Source organism: Chryseobacterium sp. KBW03 (assembly GCF_003852415.1).
Classification (GTDB): Bacteria; Bacteroidota; Bacteroidia; order Flavobacteriales; family Weeksellaceae; genus Chryseobacterium; species Chryseobacterium viscerum.
Window position 1 is genome coordinate 663734 of record NZ_QAJO01000005.1, and the last position, 17181, is coordinate 680914.

Sequence of the window (17181 nt, forward strand, 5' to 3'; positions counted from 1 at the left end):
TTATTAACTTGATATATCTTATCATTTGCTGCATAAAAGTAGAATTTCTCAATATTCACTTTATAAAACATATTGATTATCAACACAATTATTATCAAGACAACAAATTAATTCACCAATATTTAAAAATTAATTAAAGTTTAACCTAAGAAATAGAGACAGAATCTGTACGAATTATTATTTTTGATAAAATATACACATTTAGAATGTCATTACACTTTAATCCACGAGATATCACATGGCTTGCCTTTAATGAAAGAGTTTTACAGGAGGCCATGGATGAAAAAGTTCCTTTACATTTAAGAATACGTTTCCTTGGAATCTTCTCCAATAATTTAGATGAATTTTTCAGAGTACGTGTTGCCGGATTAAAGCGTGCCATGGATTTTAAGGAAAAAGTGATTGCTGAGTCTTTTTATCAGCCACCATCCAAAATCCTTCAGAGAATCAATGAAGTAGTTATGAGGCAACAGCTGAATTTCGACAAAACCTGGAAGAAAATCCAGACTGAAATGGCTGATCACAAGGTTTCCATTAAAAATTCTAAAAATCTGACAGCAAAACAAAAAGAGTTTGTCAGACAATATTTTGACGAAGTGGTAGAATCTAATGTCATTCCTATCCTTCTTCATGAAAATACACCGATGCCCTACGTGAGAGACAAAAGTCTTTATTTGGGGGTAGCGATGAGAAAGAAAGACTGGCAGTATTCCAGCAATTATGCCATTATTGAGATTCCTTCCCGTTTTGTAGGACGATTTGTATTGCTGCCTACAGAAGATCCGGAAGAAAAAAATGTAATGCTGTTGGAGGATGTAATTACCTTTAACCTTCCACACATATTCTCTTATTTCGGATATGATGAATTTGCCGCTAATGCCTTTAAAGTAACAAAAGATGCCGAATTGGATCTGGACAATGACATTCGAACCAATTTCGCAGAAAAGATAGAGAAAGGACTCAAAAACAGAAGAAAGGGAAAACCTACCCGTTTCGTTTTTGATAAAGATATGGATAAAGCTTTGCTGGAACTCCTTATCAGAAAGCTGAATTTAACTAAGAAAGACAGTATCATCCCTGGAGGAAAAATTCATAATTTCAAACATTTCATGGATTTTCCTGATGTTTTTGAAAAGTATGAAAGACCTGTGGAAAGAACTTCTTTCACTCACCAGGCATTTGAGCATGGTGAAAGAGTGACAGATGTTATATTAAAAGAAGACATACTTCTCACCTTCCCTTATCATAAATATAATCCGGTCATTGACCTTCTTCGTGAAGCGGCAATGGATCCGGATGTAAAATCTATACAGATCACGGCTTACCGTCTCGCCAGCAGCTCAAAAATTATCAATGCATTGATCTATGCTGCAAGAAATGGCAAAGAAGTAACTGTAATGCTGGAACTTCAGGCAAGGTTTGATGAAGAATCCAATCTGGAATGGAGAAATATGCTGGAGCCAGAAGGAATTACTGTTCTTGTAGGAATTCCAAACAAAAAAGTGCATGCCAAGCTGTGTGTTATCAAAAAAAGAGCACATAACAAAACTATTCAATATGGATTTGTAAGTACAGGAAACTTTAACGAGAAAACGGCAAGAATATATGGTGACCATTTGCTGCTGACAGCAGATCGTGGCATCATGGCAGATATCAATAAAGTTTTCAATGTTTTGAAAAAACCAAAAGATGACTTTATTCCGGTTTTGAAAACTTGTAAAAATTTATTAGTTTGTCCTCAATTTATGCGTGAAAAGATTGTTCACCACGTTGATAAAGAAATCGAAGAAGCTAAGGCAGGACGAAGAGCAGAGATCATCGTTAAAGTAAATTCTCTGAGCGACAGACTATTGATTGAAAAATTATATGATGCAGCCAAAGCAGGAGTGGTGGTCAGATTGATCGTAAGAGGAATCTATTGTGCCGTAAATCAGAAAGATTTTAAAGAGAAAATAAAAGCCATCAGCATTGTAGACGAATACCTGGAACATGCCAGAGTCATGTATTTTTACAATAAAGGAGTCGAAGACATGTATATTTCTTCCGCAGACTGGATGACCAGAAACCTGGATTACAGGATTGAAGCAGCGGCTAAAATCACGGACAAAAATCTCAAGAAAGAATTAAAAGATATTCTTGACATTCAGCTTAGAGATAATGTAAAAGCCAGAATTTTAGACAAAAGACTGAGCAATGAATATATAAAAAATGATAAAAAAGAATGCCGTTCACAAATAGAAACCTATAAATATTTAAAAGCTAAAACAATCAAAAAATGAAGATAGCAGCGATAGACATAGGGAGTAATGCAGCCCGACTTCTTATCAATGAAGTAAAAGTAAATAACAGAAAACCGGAATTCATCAAGTTGAACCTTCTCAGAATACCTCTGAGACTGGGAATGGATGTTTTCACCATCGGAAAAATAGGTCCGGAAAGAGAAAAAATGGTCATCGATTCCATGAAAATCTTCAGTGACCTGATGAAAATATACAAAGTAGAACATTACAGAGCCTGTGCTACCAGCGCTATGCGTGATGCAGCCAATGGTCAAGAAATTATCAGTCAGGTAAAAGAAGCCTCAGGAATCAATATTGAGATTATTTCCGGTGATGAAGAAGCTACCCTGATTTATGAAAATCATGTAGCAGAAGGCCTTGACAAAGAATTTGCCTATTTATACATTGATGTAGGTGGAGGTTCTACCGAGCTTACCTTCTACGAAAACGGTAAAATGGTTTACGAAAAATCTTTCAATATCGGAACAATCCGACTTCTCAATAACCTCGTTACGGTGGACAACTGGAATGAAATGAAGGAGGAGATAAAAGCAAATATCGTCAGCAAAAAGCCCATTGTGGCGATCGGATCAGGAGGAAACATCAATAAAGTATTCTCCATGAGCAAAACCAAGGACGGAAAACCCATGTCTTTGGCTCACCTGAAAAAAACGTATAAGGAGCTGAATGAGCTGTCTGTGGAAGAAAGAATGACAAAACACAACCTGAGAGAAGACCGTGCCGACGTATTGGCACATGCACTGGGCATTTTCAACAATGTCATGTCCTGGTCTGACATCAACAGAATATTTGTCCCTAAGATCTCTGTAGCCGACGGATTGATCCATAATATCTATAGTCAGTTACAACATCATAAATAACAACATTCAACACTATATAAAGTCAGCCATTTTTGAGCTGGCTTTTTATTTTAGAAGCTTTTCCCGCTTTCCGCTGTATTGTCATTGCGAGGAGCAACGCGACGAAGCAATCTCTATATTCTTAAGTTTTGGCTAAAGCCGATGGAAATTTTCTCATTTTCTAAGACGGGCTAAAGCCCACCCCCTATTGAATTTTACCAACAATATTTTTTATTAAAAAAATTTCAAAATTTTAAAGTAAAACCTCTCTCCCATTCGTCATACGATTATCAATAGCAAAGCAATGAACTCAATCAAAATAATTCTTACAGGAGCTACAGGAATGGTAGGCGAAGGTGTTTTAATGGAATGTCTTGACAATCCTAATATCTCAGAAATACTCAGCATAAGCAGAAAACCCTCTGGAAAAAAACATCCTAAGCTGAAAGAATATCTCGTCCCCGACTTCTTATCAATCGACCTTCATGATGAAAAACTGAAAGGTTTTGATGCCTGTTTTTTCTGTGCAGGAATCAGCAGTGTAGGCATGAATGAAGAAGACTATACCAAAATAACTTACGATACCACCCTGCATTTTGCAAAAGCTGTTTTGAATCAAAATCCGGAAATGGTTTTCAACTATGTCTCCGGAGCCAGCACAGACAGTACAGAGAGCGGAAAACTCATGTGGGCAAGAGTAAAAGGCAGAACCGAGAATTCTTTAAAAAAGATGAACTTCAGGGGAGCTTATAATTTCCGTCCCGGATTCATGAAACCTGTTGATGGTCAATTGAATGTAAAATGGTTTTTTAAACCTTTTATTTGGATTTTTCCTATTTTTTTTCAGTCAAAATCATTAACTTTACACGAAGTGGGTAGAGCAATGATCAATGCAACATACAAAGGGTACCCTACCTCCACTTTAGAAATTAGAGATATTAAAAATTTAGCGATATGAGAGACATGTTAAAAAGAATTGTTCTGGTTATTTTTGTACTCTTGCTTCTGACTGCAGTTTCAGGATATTTTTACATGCAGAAACATCCGTTGGAAGGAAATAAATCAGGTACGATCTTAAATTTTTCAGGAAAGTCAGAGAAATAATTTCATTCTAATGCTCCTCATTCAAACATCATTTTTATCTTTTATCGGAAACAAACCTATTTTTTAAACATTTCTTAAGATTCCATTAAAATAGTTGCGAAACAGAAAGTTCATTTTTGCATTTATCTAATTGAAGTAAAAATGATCAACAACTACCTATTAAAAGGGTCTGTGATTGCCGCATTCTTTTTCCAGAGCGGTCTTTTTGGACAGACACTGATTCATTACTGGAATTTTAACAATAATACTTCTGCAGCAGCAATCACCACACCTACTTCTACTATGGTGAATGGTTCTCTTGCAGCAATAGCAGGAGGTACAAGCGTCATCGATTTCGCCGGCGGTACTGCACAGAATTTTAATTTGCAAAATTTAAATGCGAGAAACGGTGATGCATCCGGAACCCATTTAAGATTCAATAATCCGATTGGAGGAGCATTACAATTTAATCTTCCTACAACAGGATACAACAATGTCATTGTTAAATTCACTACCAGAAGATCTACACAGGGAGCAGGAACGCAGACATGGTCTTATTCCACAGACGGAACCACCTTTGTACAGTTCCAGACTGTAAGTCCTCAGGATGCCGATCCACAATTGACTACTCTGGATTTTTCTGCTATACAGGGAGCTAACAACAACCCCAACTTTAAATTAAAAGTTGATTTCTCTGCCACAGGAGGAGGGACGGGAGGGAACAACCGTTTTGATAACTTTACTGTAGATGCTACACCTGTAGGGGGAGTTGATACCACTCCGCCAACAGTCACTTATCTGCCTGCCAATAACACCAATAATGCTTCAACAACTGTAAATCCTACCTTATCTTTTAATGAAAATGTAAGGTTAACGGATAATTCAGCGATTAGCAATTCTAATGCACAAAATCTTATAGAGTTCCGACTTGGAAATGCTTCAGGCACCCAAATTCCTTTTACGACCACTTTCAGCAACAATATCATCACAGTGATCCCTACTTCCGGTTTAGTACCGGGGCAGGCTTATTATGTAGCGCTTAAGCCAAATACGGTGGAAGATTTCAGTGATAATGGAGTTACTGCCGTTACGTCCAGTACTTTTACTACTGCAGGAACTACACTTTCTTTAGAAAAGAATTTCATTAAAGTCGATGAAAATGCAGGAAATCTTGCTTTCAAAATCAATATCACCAATCCTTCAGCTGCTACAGTAAATCTTGTTGTAAAGCCAGCGCCGTTCAGTACAGCTGATGCCAATGATTTTACTTTAGCGAATCAGACGATTAATATTACTCCATCTACAACAAGTTACACCGTAAATATTCCGATTATTGATGACACAGTGGCAGAACAACAGGCAGAATATTTTGTGGTAAGCCTTGAAAACCCTGTTGGAGCAACCATTTCAGGTGACAATTCTGCAACCGTTTATATTGTAGATAATGATAAACCCGCACCGATTCCTTCCCATCAGATCCAGCTGAATTACCTTGGAAGTTTTGATCCTTCAGGAAACAGTACCAGTTCTACGGAAATTGTGGTTCACGATCCATCCACTCAGCGTTTATTCACAATCAGTTCTATCACGGATGTTTTTGATATTATTAATTTCAGCACTCCGAATACTCCTTCAGTCATTAAAACCGTAAATATGGCTCCTTATGGCGGTATCACAAGTATCGCTGTGAAAAACGGAATTATAGCCGCCTCTTCTCCCAATACTGATCCTCAGCAAAATGGTTCTGTAGTATTCTTCGACATTAACGGAAACTTCCTGAAGCAGGTAACTGTAGGAGCTTTGCCGGATATGGTAACTTTCTCCCCGGACGGAACAAAAGTGATTACTGCTAATGAAGGGGAACCTAATGATGCTTACACCGTAGATCCTGAAGGAACGATCAGTATCATTGATATCTCCGGAGGCATCGGAAGCCTTACTCAAAGTAATGTGACCACTCTTAATTTCAACAGTTTTGATTCCCAAGTAGCCGCTCTTACTGCTACAGGATTAAGAAAAGTAAGAACCAATAACACGCTTTCTCAGGATCTGGAACCTGAATATGTGACCATCAGCTCTGACAGTCAGAAAGCATGGGTAACACTTCAGGAAAATAATGCTGTTGCAGAGATTAACCTGGCCACTAAAACCATCACTGGAATCTGGGGATTGGGCAAAAAAGACATGAGTCTTCCAGGGAATGGTTTTGATGCTTCGGACAATAATGGTGAAGTTTTGATTGCTAACTGGCCAGTGAAAGCTTATTATGTTCCGGATGCGGTCCAAAATTATAAGGTAGGAAGTACCCATTATATTGTAACGGCTAACGAAGGAGATGAAAAGGACCTTTCCGGATACAGCGAGAGAACAACTGTGGGGGCTAATACCTATACTTTAGATCCTGCACTTTTCCCGAATTCTTCAATTTTAAAGGCTTCCTATAACCTTGGGAGATTCAGGGTTTCTTCTGCTACTGGAAATACGGACGGAGATGCTGACTTTGAAGAAATGGCAGCGTTAGGAGCCCGCTCGTTCTCTATTTTCAATACGGATACCAAGCAGATTGTATATGACAGTGGGGATCAGTTTGAAAGATATATTGCAGCCAACCATCCATTAATTTTCAATGCAGATAATGAATCCAACGGTGCTAAAAACAGAAGCCGCGCCAAGGGTCCTGAACCGGAAGGTGTGGCATTAGGAAATATCAACGGACAGACATATGCTTTCATCACATTAGAAAGAACCGGTGGCGTTATGGCATATAACATCACAGATCCTAATAATCCTACCTTCACAGATTATAAGCATTCCCGATCGACCTCAGCTTACGGAGGAGACAACGGTCCTGAAGGCATCATCTACATAGCTCCTGAAAATACAACCACCAATAAAGGCTATGTGATTGTCGCTAATGAGATCAGCGGAACTTTATCCATGTATGAAGTAGCAATTCCAGCTACTCTGGGAACCGGGGAAACAAAAACTGAACAGGCAACGTTCAACGTATTCCCAAATCCTGTGAACAAAGGAAATACACTTTACTTCAACAGAAAACAGGATTATGAATTGTATGATATGTCCGGAAAGCTAATCGGAAAAGAAAAGAATGCTTTAACAATAAATACTTCCAATCTCTCTACAGGTGTTTATCTTATAAAAACCTCAGAAGGGCAGATAAAAAGAGTTATTGTAAAGTAAAATATAGTATTTAGTTGATTGAAAAGGCTTCGGAGATTCCGGAGCTTTTTTGTTATTGGGAAATTCATTAGTTTTAAACTTTTATAACACAATGGAAGATCAATTAGAACATATTATTCAACAAGTCTGGCATAAAGAAAAACGAAATCTTTTTACCTTTCTTACCGGTGCAGGAATCTCATCTGATAGTGGAATTCCCACTTACCGTGGAATAGATGGAATCTGGGTAAAGGGAACCCAATTTCATAAACCTGAAGAGTTTGGAACTTTACGTTATTTCAGACAACACCCGGAAGAAGTTTTGCAATATTCTCTTTTCAGAAAAAAAATGTTTGAAAATGCCTCTCCCAACGAAAGTCATTTTGCACTTGCAGACATTGAAACTCAGCTTCAGAACAGGTTTCATCTCATTACTCAAAATATTGATAATCTTCATCGTCGTTCGGGAAGTCAAAGAATCTATGAAATTCATGGAAACAACAGAGAAATCAAATGCTCAAACGGATGTAAAGAAATTCTGGATCTTCCTACGGAAATAAAGGGTAAAGATCTGAATGAAGACCTCACAGCTCATGATAAAGAACTTCTTACATGTACTCAATGTGGCCATTGGATGCGCCCGAATATTTTATGGTTTGATGAATATTATGATGAAAAAACTAACAAAAGATTCAGTGCCCTAAAAATTGCCAAAAACAGTGGAGTGCTCTTTATTGTTGGGACTTCCGGAGCAACAAGTCTTCCGATTGCCATTGCAGAAACAGCTCTTAAATATGGAGCCTTTATCGTAGATATCAATACAGAGGATAACAATTTTACAGACCTGATCAGAAATAAAAAGAATTCATTAATCGTTAGGGAAAAATCTACTGAAGTATTGAAGATTATAAAAAAAATCGTTGAGAAAACTGCATCATAAAAATTTATTATTTAAGATGTTTTTAACTTTTAATATGGGTAAAAAAAATGATTTTATATCTATATTTACTCCAAACAAACCAATTTCACAATGAAAAATATTAAAACAGCAGGAGTTTTGGCTCTCCTCTTATTTGGAACAGGTACGGCCTTTTCACAATCCAGAAAAACAGAATCTGCCAATGGGTCAGAAAAGTCGGATAATAATAAAATGATACAGGTAGAAGGTGTAAGCCATAAGCTCAACTATACCCTCAATGGAGGAACTGCCGAGATTGAAGGAGCCGATAATACGGTAACAATCAAAGGCAGCGCAAAGAAAATCTCTATTTCAGGAACCGGCAATAAAGTATATATTGACAAAGTAGACAAAGTTATTTTAGAAGGAGGCGGTAATATAATCTACTACAGAACTTCGGGAACAAAATCGGGAAAACCGGATGTCTCTATTGAAGGGGTAGACAATAAGCTGGTGAAGCAATAAAAATATTTAGAAAAGACTCATTGCATGTTTGGATTTGCATTAGATACAGGAAATGATCCTGAAATTATTACTTTCATAGACCAGATAAGCAATATCGAAGGATCTTATCCTATCACTTATAAAAAAGTCAGATTGATGAGTGTTCACAACATTCCTGCTCTTGTTTCTGCTATAGAAAATGCATCTGAAATTTATGAAAACAATGGCTTTATTTATAAACTTGATCAGCAGAATAACATTGTATCCAGTATTTTTATCAGTAATATTAAAATAAGCAAATCCAAAAAAAACATTATTCTAACCGGTTTTGTATGGGGTAATCCCAAAGGGTATCAAAAAGCCTTGGATATGAAACTCAATAATGAAATTAATAAAAAGAATATTTGGCAAAACTTCAGAAAAGATGAGTTGCAAGGATGGCTCGTATATACCTTACATTCATGTAAACCTGAAATAGAAAGAGAAAACATCAACATTCAAATTGATGGTAATGATTTTCATAGTTTAGATGGCTTTTTCTGTACACTTGGAGAGGAAGTCCATGGGATTGCAGGATATTTTGGGCGTAATTTACCCACTTTATATGATTGCCTTCGTGGAGATTTTGGAGTAAAATCCATTTCAGAGCTCAATTGGATAAATCATAAAAGAAGTAAAATAATACTCAAAACAAAGTTTATAGAAATTGTAGAGATCTTTGAAAATCATAATATAAAGATTCTATTGAATTAAATTTACCATCAAAAAACCTCACAAGTTTTTGAAACCTGTGAGGTTTGGTTATATTTTACTCTTATAAATAAAAAGACAGGCCTTAAAAAAAGCCTGTCTTTTAAAAATATCTCTGAGATAATTTTACTCTACGTTGATTACCTTTTCAATTTCCGGAGCGTGTTGTTTGATGGTATTTTCAACACCCAGTTTCAGGGTTGAAAAGTTCAATGAGCATCCGGAACAGTTACCTAAAAGTTTCACAAAAACCTGATTATCTTTCACGTCAATAAGCTCAATATCACCTCCGTCTTTATTCAAAAACGGTCTGATACTTTCCAGAGCTTCCATTACTCTTGTTACTGTGTCTTCGTGCGTTATGTTTGTTTCCATATTTTTCAGTTCAATTCGGTTCTTTTCAATTGTATTGAAAGTTATAATTATTTTGCTTTTGGTGAGCATCCAGCCATTGTGGAAATCTTTACAGCTTCAGTAGGAGGAAGACTTTTATTTCTTTCCACTAAGCTTTCTACCATTTTTCTGGCAGTTTCTGTATAGATATCTGCAATTTTAGATCCTTCCTGAAGCGCGGCCGGTCTTCCTACATCTCCTGCCTCTCTGATACTTTGAATCAATGGAATTTCTCCTAATACCGGAATTCCCAGATCTTCAGCCAAATATTGCGCTCCCTGGTTTCCAAAGATATAATATTTATTGTCAGGAAGTTCTTCCGGTGTAAAATAAGCCATATTTTCGATTAATCCAAGAACCGGAATGTTAATACTTTCCATCTGGAACATGGCAATTCCTTTTCTTACGTCTGCTAATGCAACATGCTGAGGCGTACTTACGATCACTGCACCTGTTACAGGAACTTCCTGAATGATGGATAAGTGAATATCACCCGTTCCCGGAGGAAGGTCTATTAATAAGAAATCCAATTCTCCCCATGCAGCATCTCTGATCATCTGGTTTAATGCTTTTGAAGCCATAGGACCTCTCCATACTACAGCCTGATTGGCTCCTGAGAAATATCCTATTGAAAGCATTTTTACTCCATAATTCTCAACAGGTTTCATCAAGCTTTTTCCATTCACTTCTACAGAAATTGGTTTTTCACCTTCTGTATCAAACATAGTAGGAACAGATGGTCCATAGATATCAGCATCTAAAAGTCCAACTTTAAAGCCCATTTTAGCCAATGTTACTGCCATATTTGCAGCCACTGTAGATTTTCCTACTCCTCCTTTACCGGAAGCAATAGCGATGATATTTTGAATTCCCGGAATTTGTTTTCCTTTGATCTGACTTTTCTGAATTTCACTAGGCTCCGGAGAAACGATTTTAAGTTTTAAATGAATCTCTTCTCCAAACTCACTGGCAAAAGCTTGTTTCATTGCAGCTTCCAGCTTTTTCTTTTCGTGCATTGCAGGCGAATGAGCGGTCATGTCAATATAAACATCATTACCCACAATCTGAAGATTACTCACCAAGTCGTCTACTTCTATTTCTTTAAGGAAATCCTGAACCTTTTCTTTCGTCAACATATAAATATAAATTGTTTACAAATTTACGCATTTTTTCGGTAATTTAGAATCAATAAAATCTATAATATCAGGTGATAAATCAGATCGTTAAAAATATCTTATTTCTGGTTTTTTATCATCATATTCTACAAAACCACAGAAAGCAACCTATATGAAATCTACATCTTATCCTTCCAAATCTGCACTACCAAAAGGAATTTTCACGGTAGGAAAAACAAAATTCAAGTGGTATGATCTCGCAAATGATCCTGCAGAAGTCTCTTCACTGGATATTCATAATGCCCAACTGTGTATTGAAAATGCTGAGGAAAATTTTCAGGACATGGATGATCTGGGATTTATCATTATGCACCGTTGTGGGGAAAACTATCTTCTCTTGGTCTGTACATGGCGAAATGAAAATGAATTATGGGAAAGTGTTTACTATGATGGTTCCGGAAAGTTTGAAATATGGGACAGAAACAAAACCCACCTCCCGACTTACTGTGTATGGGAAATGGGTATTGTATATCATGAATCTCAGTCCTGGAAGAAATATCTTGGCTCCGGACAGGAAGAAAAAGACCAAGAGGAATATCTTAATGATTTCTTTGAAGGAGAAGTGTAACGACTTCCGCATTGTAATTGACTATGTCTAATCTTCGATTTCTGACGAAGGAAGAATTTTCTTTATGAGATTCTTCATTTCACTTCGTTTCATTCAGAATGACATGGGTTATAAAAATCCTTTTGTGGTTTAAATCCAAATTATTAGTTGGCTCTGTTTTTTTCATCAAACTTTACATTGCGGTCCATTCCTTTTACTTTTTTATTTCCGAAAGTATAAGTGGCGGATACGGTAAGTCTTCTGGCATCGTAATAATTATTATAAGAATGCGTTCCTGTGGTATAATATATTTCACCCACACTTTTTCCCTGCTTGAAAATATCGGAAACAAAAACATTCAGCTGAAGACTTTTTTCCATAAGGTTCAATTTCAAACCTGTGGTAAAACTTCCGGCAAAATCCATGTATACATTTCCCGAATTGGAAGGCAGACGGAACCAGTAATTCAGAATCAGCTGCACTGTTTTGCTCGGGTTGAGTGAGATATTATTCTGAAAATCGAAATCGTAGCTATTTCCTTTTCTTGAAACAGCATCAGTCGCAAAAACATCAGTGTTCATATAAGAATAATTGGCCGAATAATTAGCCTCCCATTTTTTGAAAAAAGTATCTGAATAGTTCAATGAAACTCCCATGCTGTTCTGATTGTAGTAGTTTTCAAAGGTACTCACCCTATTTTCACCCTTCAGATTCGCCAACTGACCAAATGCGTCTACGGTTCTCTGAAAATACGCTGATGCTGACAGTTTTCCTTTATAGACATAGGAAAATTCAAAATTATGATTGATAGAGGGCTTCAGGAAAGGGTTTCCGGTAAAGTAAGAATTGATATTGATATACCAGCGGTACGGATTGATCGCACGGAATCCCGGTCTGTTGATCCTTTTGGAATAATTCAGGTTGAAAGTATGATTTTCATTGCTTTTATAAGAAACATAAGCGGTTGGGAAAAACTTTCCGTAAGAGTTTTCGGTCTGCTGTCCGGAGGTTAAAGAATTTCCATTCACAACAGAGTATTCATAGCGAAGTCCCGCTTTTGCCGACCATTTTTCATTGAAAGACTTTTCAAAACTGATATAAGCCGCATAGTTTTTCTCGTTATACTCAAACTCATTGCTTTTCTGAGGATCTGTAACATAGTTTCCGTTCGTTAGATTCTGATAGAAAATGTTAGAATTATTATCAAAATTCGTGAATTTCACTCCTGTTTCAGTCTTTACAAACGGGTAAGGAAGAGTAAGATCTGCCTGTCCGGAATAAATTTTATAATCGACCATCGATGGGGATTTTACGACAAACCGATCTCCAGAGCTTTCGGTTGTTGTAAAATCTATGGTTGTCTCAGGAACATTGGAGAAATAATTCCCTGTAATGCTCAGTTTATTGTCTTGTTTCCCAAATTTAAGATCATAATACGCACTGGCTGTGTGCTGTTTGCTTGTAGCTCTGTGTTCCGCATACGTAAGCAGTGTATTGGTATAATTACCATTCTGGAAATAGTTTGAAGTATTCGTGATATCCATATTGGAATGCCCGAATCCGAAATCATAAATAAATCCAATATTAGACTTTTTACCCAACTGATAATCTAGACTTAAGTTAGCCCCAAGCCCATCTCCGAAATCCCTTCTGTTATCATTACTTTTAAGACCGTCTGCACCTTCTATCCAATAGTTTTCGTAAGAATGTTTTTCATTTTTATTTTGTCTTAACTTCAACGAAGTGCGCAATTTTTCATTTTGATAATTAACTGTTGCACTGTTTGAATTTCCTGTATAAGTCGTCTGCTGCAGACTGGAAGTAAAACTTCCGTTCCATCCGAGATTCTGATTTTTCTTTAAAACAATATTGATCAGACCACTGTTTCCCTGTGCTTCGTACTTGGCAGGAGGTGAAGTAATGACTTCAATCTTTTCTATATTTTCAGATCGAAGACTTTTAAGGTAAGTAACGAGTTCTGCATCTGACAAATTCAAAATCCGGTCGTTGATCATTACTGCTACTCCACTTTTCCCAACAATGGAAACTCCCGTATTATCATCTACTTTTACCAATGGGGTTGTGGCAAGAGCATCCGCCCCATCCATTCCCTGTGAAGCAACAGAATTGGAAACATTGAAGACCAGTCTGTCCGCTTTTCTCTCAATCAGTTTTTTTCTGGCGGTAAGCGTAACGCCCTCGATCTGCTTTTCTTTCTTTTTTTCAATAAAAAAATCATGTTTCACGACTCCGTTTACGGTCAATTCTTTATTGGATATTTCTATACCGTCCTGTATAAGTTTTATATTATAGGTTCCGTTTTCTGAAAGTCTCAGTGAATAATTTCCTTTTCCGTCTGAAATGGCAGTCTGCTTCTTCTGATCTTTTACTGCGATCACCTCAACGTAAGGCACCGCATTTCCAGTTTGGGAGATTTTTCCTGTTATCGTTTGGGCAAATACAGCTGCCGGCAACAGCATAATTACAGAAAGTAAGGTCTTCTTCATGAATGTAATAGTTTTCTATAAGACAAGCTATCTGTCTCTTTTATTACATCTGTTCTACTGTTTTTCAATATCTTCGCTTTTATAAAATCAGAACATGAAAAAAGGGCTTATTGCATTTTCTTTATTTATTAATCAAATCATTTCTGCACAGAACTATTCACAATATGTCAATCCGTTTATAGGAACCGGAGGTCATGGCCATACTTTTCCGGGGGCTATCGTTCCATTTGGGATGGTACAGCTTTCTCCGGATACGAGAATTGACGGAAGTTGGGACGGATGCAGCGGATATCATTATTCGGATTCTGTGATCTATGGTTTTTCTCATACTCACCTCAACGGCACAGGAGTTTCAGATTACGGAGATATTATGCTGATGCCTACGATGGGAAACCCAAGCCTGACCAGTAAAGAGTATTCTTCAAAGTTTTCGCATAAAAATGAAAAAGCAGCGGCCGGATTTTATGCTGTCAAATTAGATAAAAATAATATTGATGTTCGTCTTACGACTACCAAAAGAGTAGGCTACCACGAATATACATTCAACAATGCTGGAAATGCGAATATCATTTTAGACCTCAACCACCGAGATAAGCTTCTGGAAGGTGAGGTAAAGGTCATTGATGACAAAACCATTGAGGTTTTCAGAAGAAGTGAAGCCTGGGCTACCAACCAGTATATCTACGCCAGAATTGAATTTTCAAAACCTATGAAAATTTCAAAAAAAGAGGTCAACGGAAAACAGGAAACCCATCTTTTTACCGGGACAAAGCTTGTGCTGGCATTTTCAACCCAAGTTAAAAAAGGAGAAAAAATCAATATAAATGTGTCCATTTCTCCCACAGGCTATGAAGGAGCAGGAAAAAATATGCTTGCAGAGGGACAGTCTAAAGATTTTGAAGCCGTAAAAAAGCAAGCTGCAGCGGACTGGGACAAGGAACTTTCAAAAATTGAAGTGAAGTCTGATGATAAAAATAAATTAGCTGTTTTTTATACCGCTTTATATCATGTGTTTACACAACCCAATATCAATATGGATGTTGACGGAAAATACCGAGGCAGGGATAATAAGCTTTATAATACAAATGGCTTTGATTATTATACGGTATTCTCTCTTTGGGATACCTTCAGAGGCGCTCACCCGCTGATGACTTTAATTGATAGAAAAAGAACTGCTGATTTTATCAATACCTTTATTAAACAATACGAACAGGGAGGGAAACTTCCTGTATGGGAACTGGCTTCCAATGAAACAGAATGCATGATTGGCTACCACTCCGTTTCTGTGATTGCAGATGCTATGGCTAAAGGAATTCAGGGATTTGATTATGAAAAGGCATTTCAGGCAGCCAAAGGCTCAGCGATGCAGGATATTTTTGGGTTGAATGCTTATAAACAGAATAATTATATCAGTATCGATGATGAGCATGAAAGTGTTTCCAAAACAGTAGAATATGCCTATGACGACTGGTGTATTGCCCAGATGGCAAAAATTTTGGGCAAAAAGGAAGACTATCAGTATTTCATGAAACGTTCTCAGAACTGGAAAAATCTCTATAACCCCAAAACGGGTTTTATGCAGCCAAGAAAGAACGGAAACTGGTATGAACCATTTGATCCCAGAGAAGTCAACAACAATTATACGGAAGGAAACTCATGGCATTATTCTTATTCTGTACAGCAGGACATTCCGGGGCTTATCGCTGCCCATGGAGGAAAAGAAAAATTTGAACAGTTCATTGATGCCATTTTCACTGCTCCGGATACAACAACGGGAAGAGAGCAGGTAGACATCACAGGATTGATGGGTCAATATGCTCAGGGAAATGAACCAAGCCACCATATTGCTTATCTGTACAATTTTGTAGACAAGCCTGAAAAAACAGATGCCAAAATAAAATACATCCTTGATAATTTTTATAAAAATACTCCTGACGGACTGATTGGAAATGAAGACTGCGGGCAGATGAGCGCCTGGTATGTTTTAAGCTCAATGGGAATCTATTCAGTTACTCCGGGGCTTCCGGAATGGGAAACCACAACTCCTTATTTTGACGAAATTAAAATTCATCTTGAAGATGGTACTACGCGAACAATTACTAAAAATACAGGCAGAGCGGAACTTAAAAAACTTGGATTTGAAAATGTAAAACCTGCTAAGGATTTTAAATATACAGAACAGACGGCTTCACCGGTCATCGCAGCTGATAGAATCTTCGATTTTTCTACCAAAGTTGAGATCACTCCATTGAACCCGAGTGACAAGATATATTATATGACCATGGATGATAGTGACAGCAACAAAAGAAAGACGTTCTCTACCTACAAAGGACCATTTTCTATCACAAAAACAACCCAGGTGATGGCTTATGCTGAAAGAAACGGAGAGAAAAGCTCTGTAACAACAGCCAATTTTAACAGAAGACCTAATTATTGGGATATCAATATCCTTTCAAAAGTAACTCCACAGTATAGCGCTACCGGAAAGCTGGCTCTTATTGACGGGATCAGAGGGGATGTCAATTGGAGAAAAGGTGAATGGCATGGATATCAGGGACAGAATTTTGAAGCCATCATTGATTTTAAATCTCCTAAGCAGATTAACTCATTATCTTCTTCTTATCTTCAGGACAGCAGAGCATGGATTCTTATGCCTAAAAAAGTGGAATATTATGCTTCCATGAACGGCAAAGATTTTATCCTTCTGAAAACAATCGATAATGACATTGATCCAAAGGATGAAAAAGTACAGATCAAAGATTTTTCTACTGAAATTCTTCCTACCGAAGCCCGATATATCAAAGTAAAAGCCTACTACTTCGGAAAACTTCCGGAATGGCACCAGGGTGCCGGAGGAGATGCTTATATTTTCATTGATGAGATTGCTGTAAAGTAAGGAAGATGGAAGAGTGAAGCTGGAGGTTTCTATTTGCCGGGTTACTTTTTAAAGCTGCCTTGAAGAAAGGTTAGAATTAAAAATTGGATAAAATAAACATAGATTAATC

General features: G+C 37.2%; 13 protein-coding genes. 10 read left to right on the forward strand and 3 right to left on the reverse strand.

The window, feature by feature from the left end:
* Positions 1 to 206: 206 nt before the first annotated feature.
* The 8 genes from ppk1 to DBR39_RS14575 all read left to right on the forward strand — a co-directional run bounded on the left by ppk1 (position 207) and on the right by DBR39_RS14575 (position 9557).
* A complete protein-coding gene (gene ppk1 / locus DBR39_RS14545) occupies positions 207 to 2279 on the forward strand; it encodes a polyphosphate kinase 1 (RefSeq protein WP_124534260.1) in 2073 nt (690 codons plus the stop codon).
* Positions 2276 to 3160, forward strand: a complete 885-nt coding sequence (locus DBR39_RS14550) for an exopolyphosphatase (RefSeq protein WP_124534262.1) — start codon at positions 2276 to 2278, stop codon at positions 3158 to 3160. Before ppk1 ends, DBR39_RS14550 begins: the two co-directional genes overlap by 4 nt.
* A gap of 283 nt (positions 3161 to 3443) precedes the next feature.
* Positions 3444 to 4097, forward strand: a complete 654-nt coding sequence (locus DBR39_RS14555) for an NAD-dependent epimerase/dehydratase family protein (protein ID WP_124534264.1) — start codon at positions 3444 to 3446, stop codon at positions 4095 to 4097.
* The gene (locus DBR39_RS24285; protein ID WP_165835314.1) at positions 4094 to 4243 is read left to right on the forward strand and encodes a hypothetical protein; all 150 of its coding nucleotides are present in this window, start codon (positions 4094 to 4096) and stop codon (positions 4241 to 4243) included. The genes DBR39_RS14555 and DBR39_RS24285 overlap by 4 nt, the downstream gene beginning before the upstream one ends.
* Positions 4244 to 4384: 141 nt before the next feature.
* On the forward strand, positions 4385 to 7423 hold the full coding sequence (locus tag DBR39_RS14560; RefSeq protein ID WP_124534266.1) for a choice-of-anchor I family protein: 3039 nt from the start codon (positions 4385 to 4387) through the stop codon (positions 7421 to 7423).
* A gap of 91 nt (positions 7424 to 7514) precedes the next feature.
* Positions 7515 to 8342, forward strand: a complete 828-nt coding sequence (locus DBR39_RS14565; RefSeq protein WP_124534268.1) for an SIR2 family NAD-dependent protein deacylase — start codon at positions 7515 to 7517, stop codon at positions 8340 to 8342.
* 90 nt (positions 8343 to 8432) lie between these two features.
* Positions 8433 to 8825 carry a DUF3060 domain-containing protein gene (locus DBR39_RS14570; protein ID WP_124534270.1) on the forward strand — a complete coding sequence of 131 codons (393 nt, stop codon included), beginning with the start codon at positions 8433 to 8435 and terminating at the stop codon, positions 8823 to 8825.
* Positions 8826 to 8849: 24 nt separating this feature from the next.
* Entirely contained in the window at positions 8850 to 9557 is a 708-nt protein-coding gene (locus tag DBR39_RS14575) for a barstar family protein (RefSeq protein ID WP_124534272.1), read from the forward strand.
* 123 nt (positions 9558 to 9680) lie between these two features.
* Here the strand turns inward: DBR39_RS14575 and DBR39_RS14580 are convergent, their stop codons facing one another.
* Both DBR39_RS14580 and DBR39_RS14585 read right to left on the reverse strand, forming a co-directional pair.
* Positions 9681 to 9929 (reverse strand): NifU family protein, encoded by a 249-nt coding sequence (locus tag DBR39_RS14580; protein WP_002977212.1) that lies wholly within the window; start codon positions 9927 to 9929, stop codon positions 9681 to 9683.
* A 47-nt stretch (positions 9930 to 9976) separates the two neighbouring features.
* Entirely contained in the window at positions 9977 to 11083 is a 1107-nt protein-coding gene (locus DBR39_RS14585) for an Mrp/NBP35 family ATP-binding protein (RefSeq protein ID WP_124534274.1), read from the reverse strand.
* A gap of 151 nt (positions 11084 to 11234) precedes the next feature.
* On the opposite strand from DBR39_RS14585, the gene DBR39_RS14590 reads away from it, so the two are divergent.
* Positions 11235 to 11690 (forward strand): hypothetical protein, encoded by a 456-nt coding sequence (locus tag DBR39_RS14590; RefSeq protein WP_124534276.1) that lies wholly within the window; start codon positions 11235 to 11237, stop codon positions 11688 to 11690.
* Between the two features lie 143 nt (positions 11691 to 11833).
* Here DBR39_RS14590 and DBR39_RS14595 read toward each other — a convergent pair whose 3' ends face one another.
* Positions 11834 to 14176, reverse strand: coding sequence for an outer membrane beta-barrel family protein (locus DBR39_RS14595; protein WP_124534278.1), 2343 nt, complete (start codon positions 14174 to 14176; stop codon positions 11834 to 11836).
* 94 nt (positions 14177 to 14270) lie between these two features.
* Here DBR39_RS14595 and DBR39_RS14600 point away from each other — a divergent pair, with 94 nt between their 5' ends.
* A complete protein-coding gene (locus DBR39_RS14600) occupies positions 14271 to 17072 on the forward strand; it encodes a GH92 family glycosyl hydrolase (RefSeq protein WP_124534280.1) in 2802 nt (933 codons plus the stop codon).
* Positions 17073 to 17181: the final 109 nt, after the last annotated feature.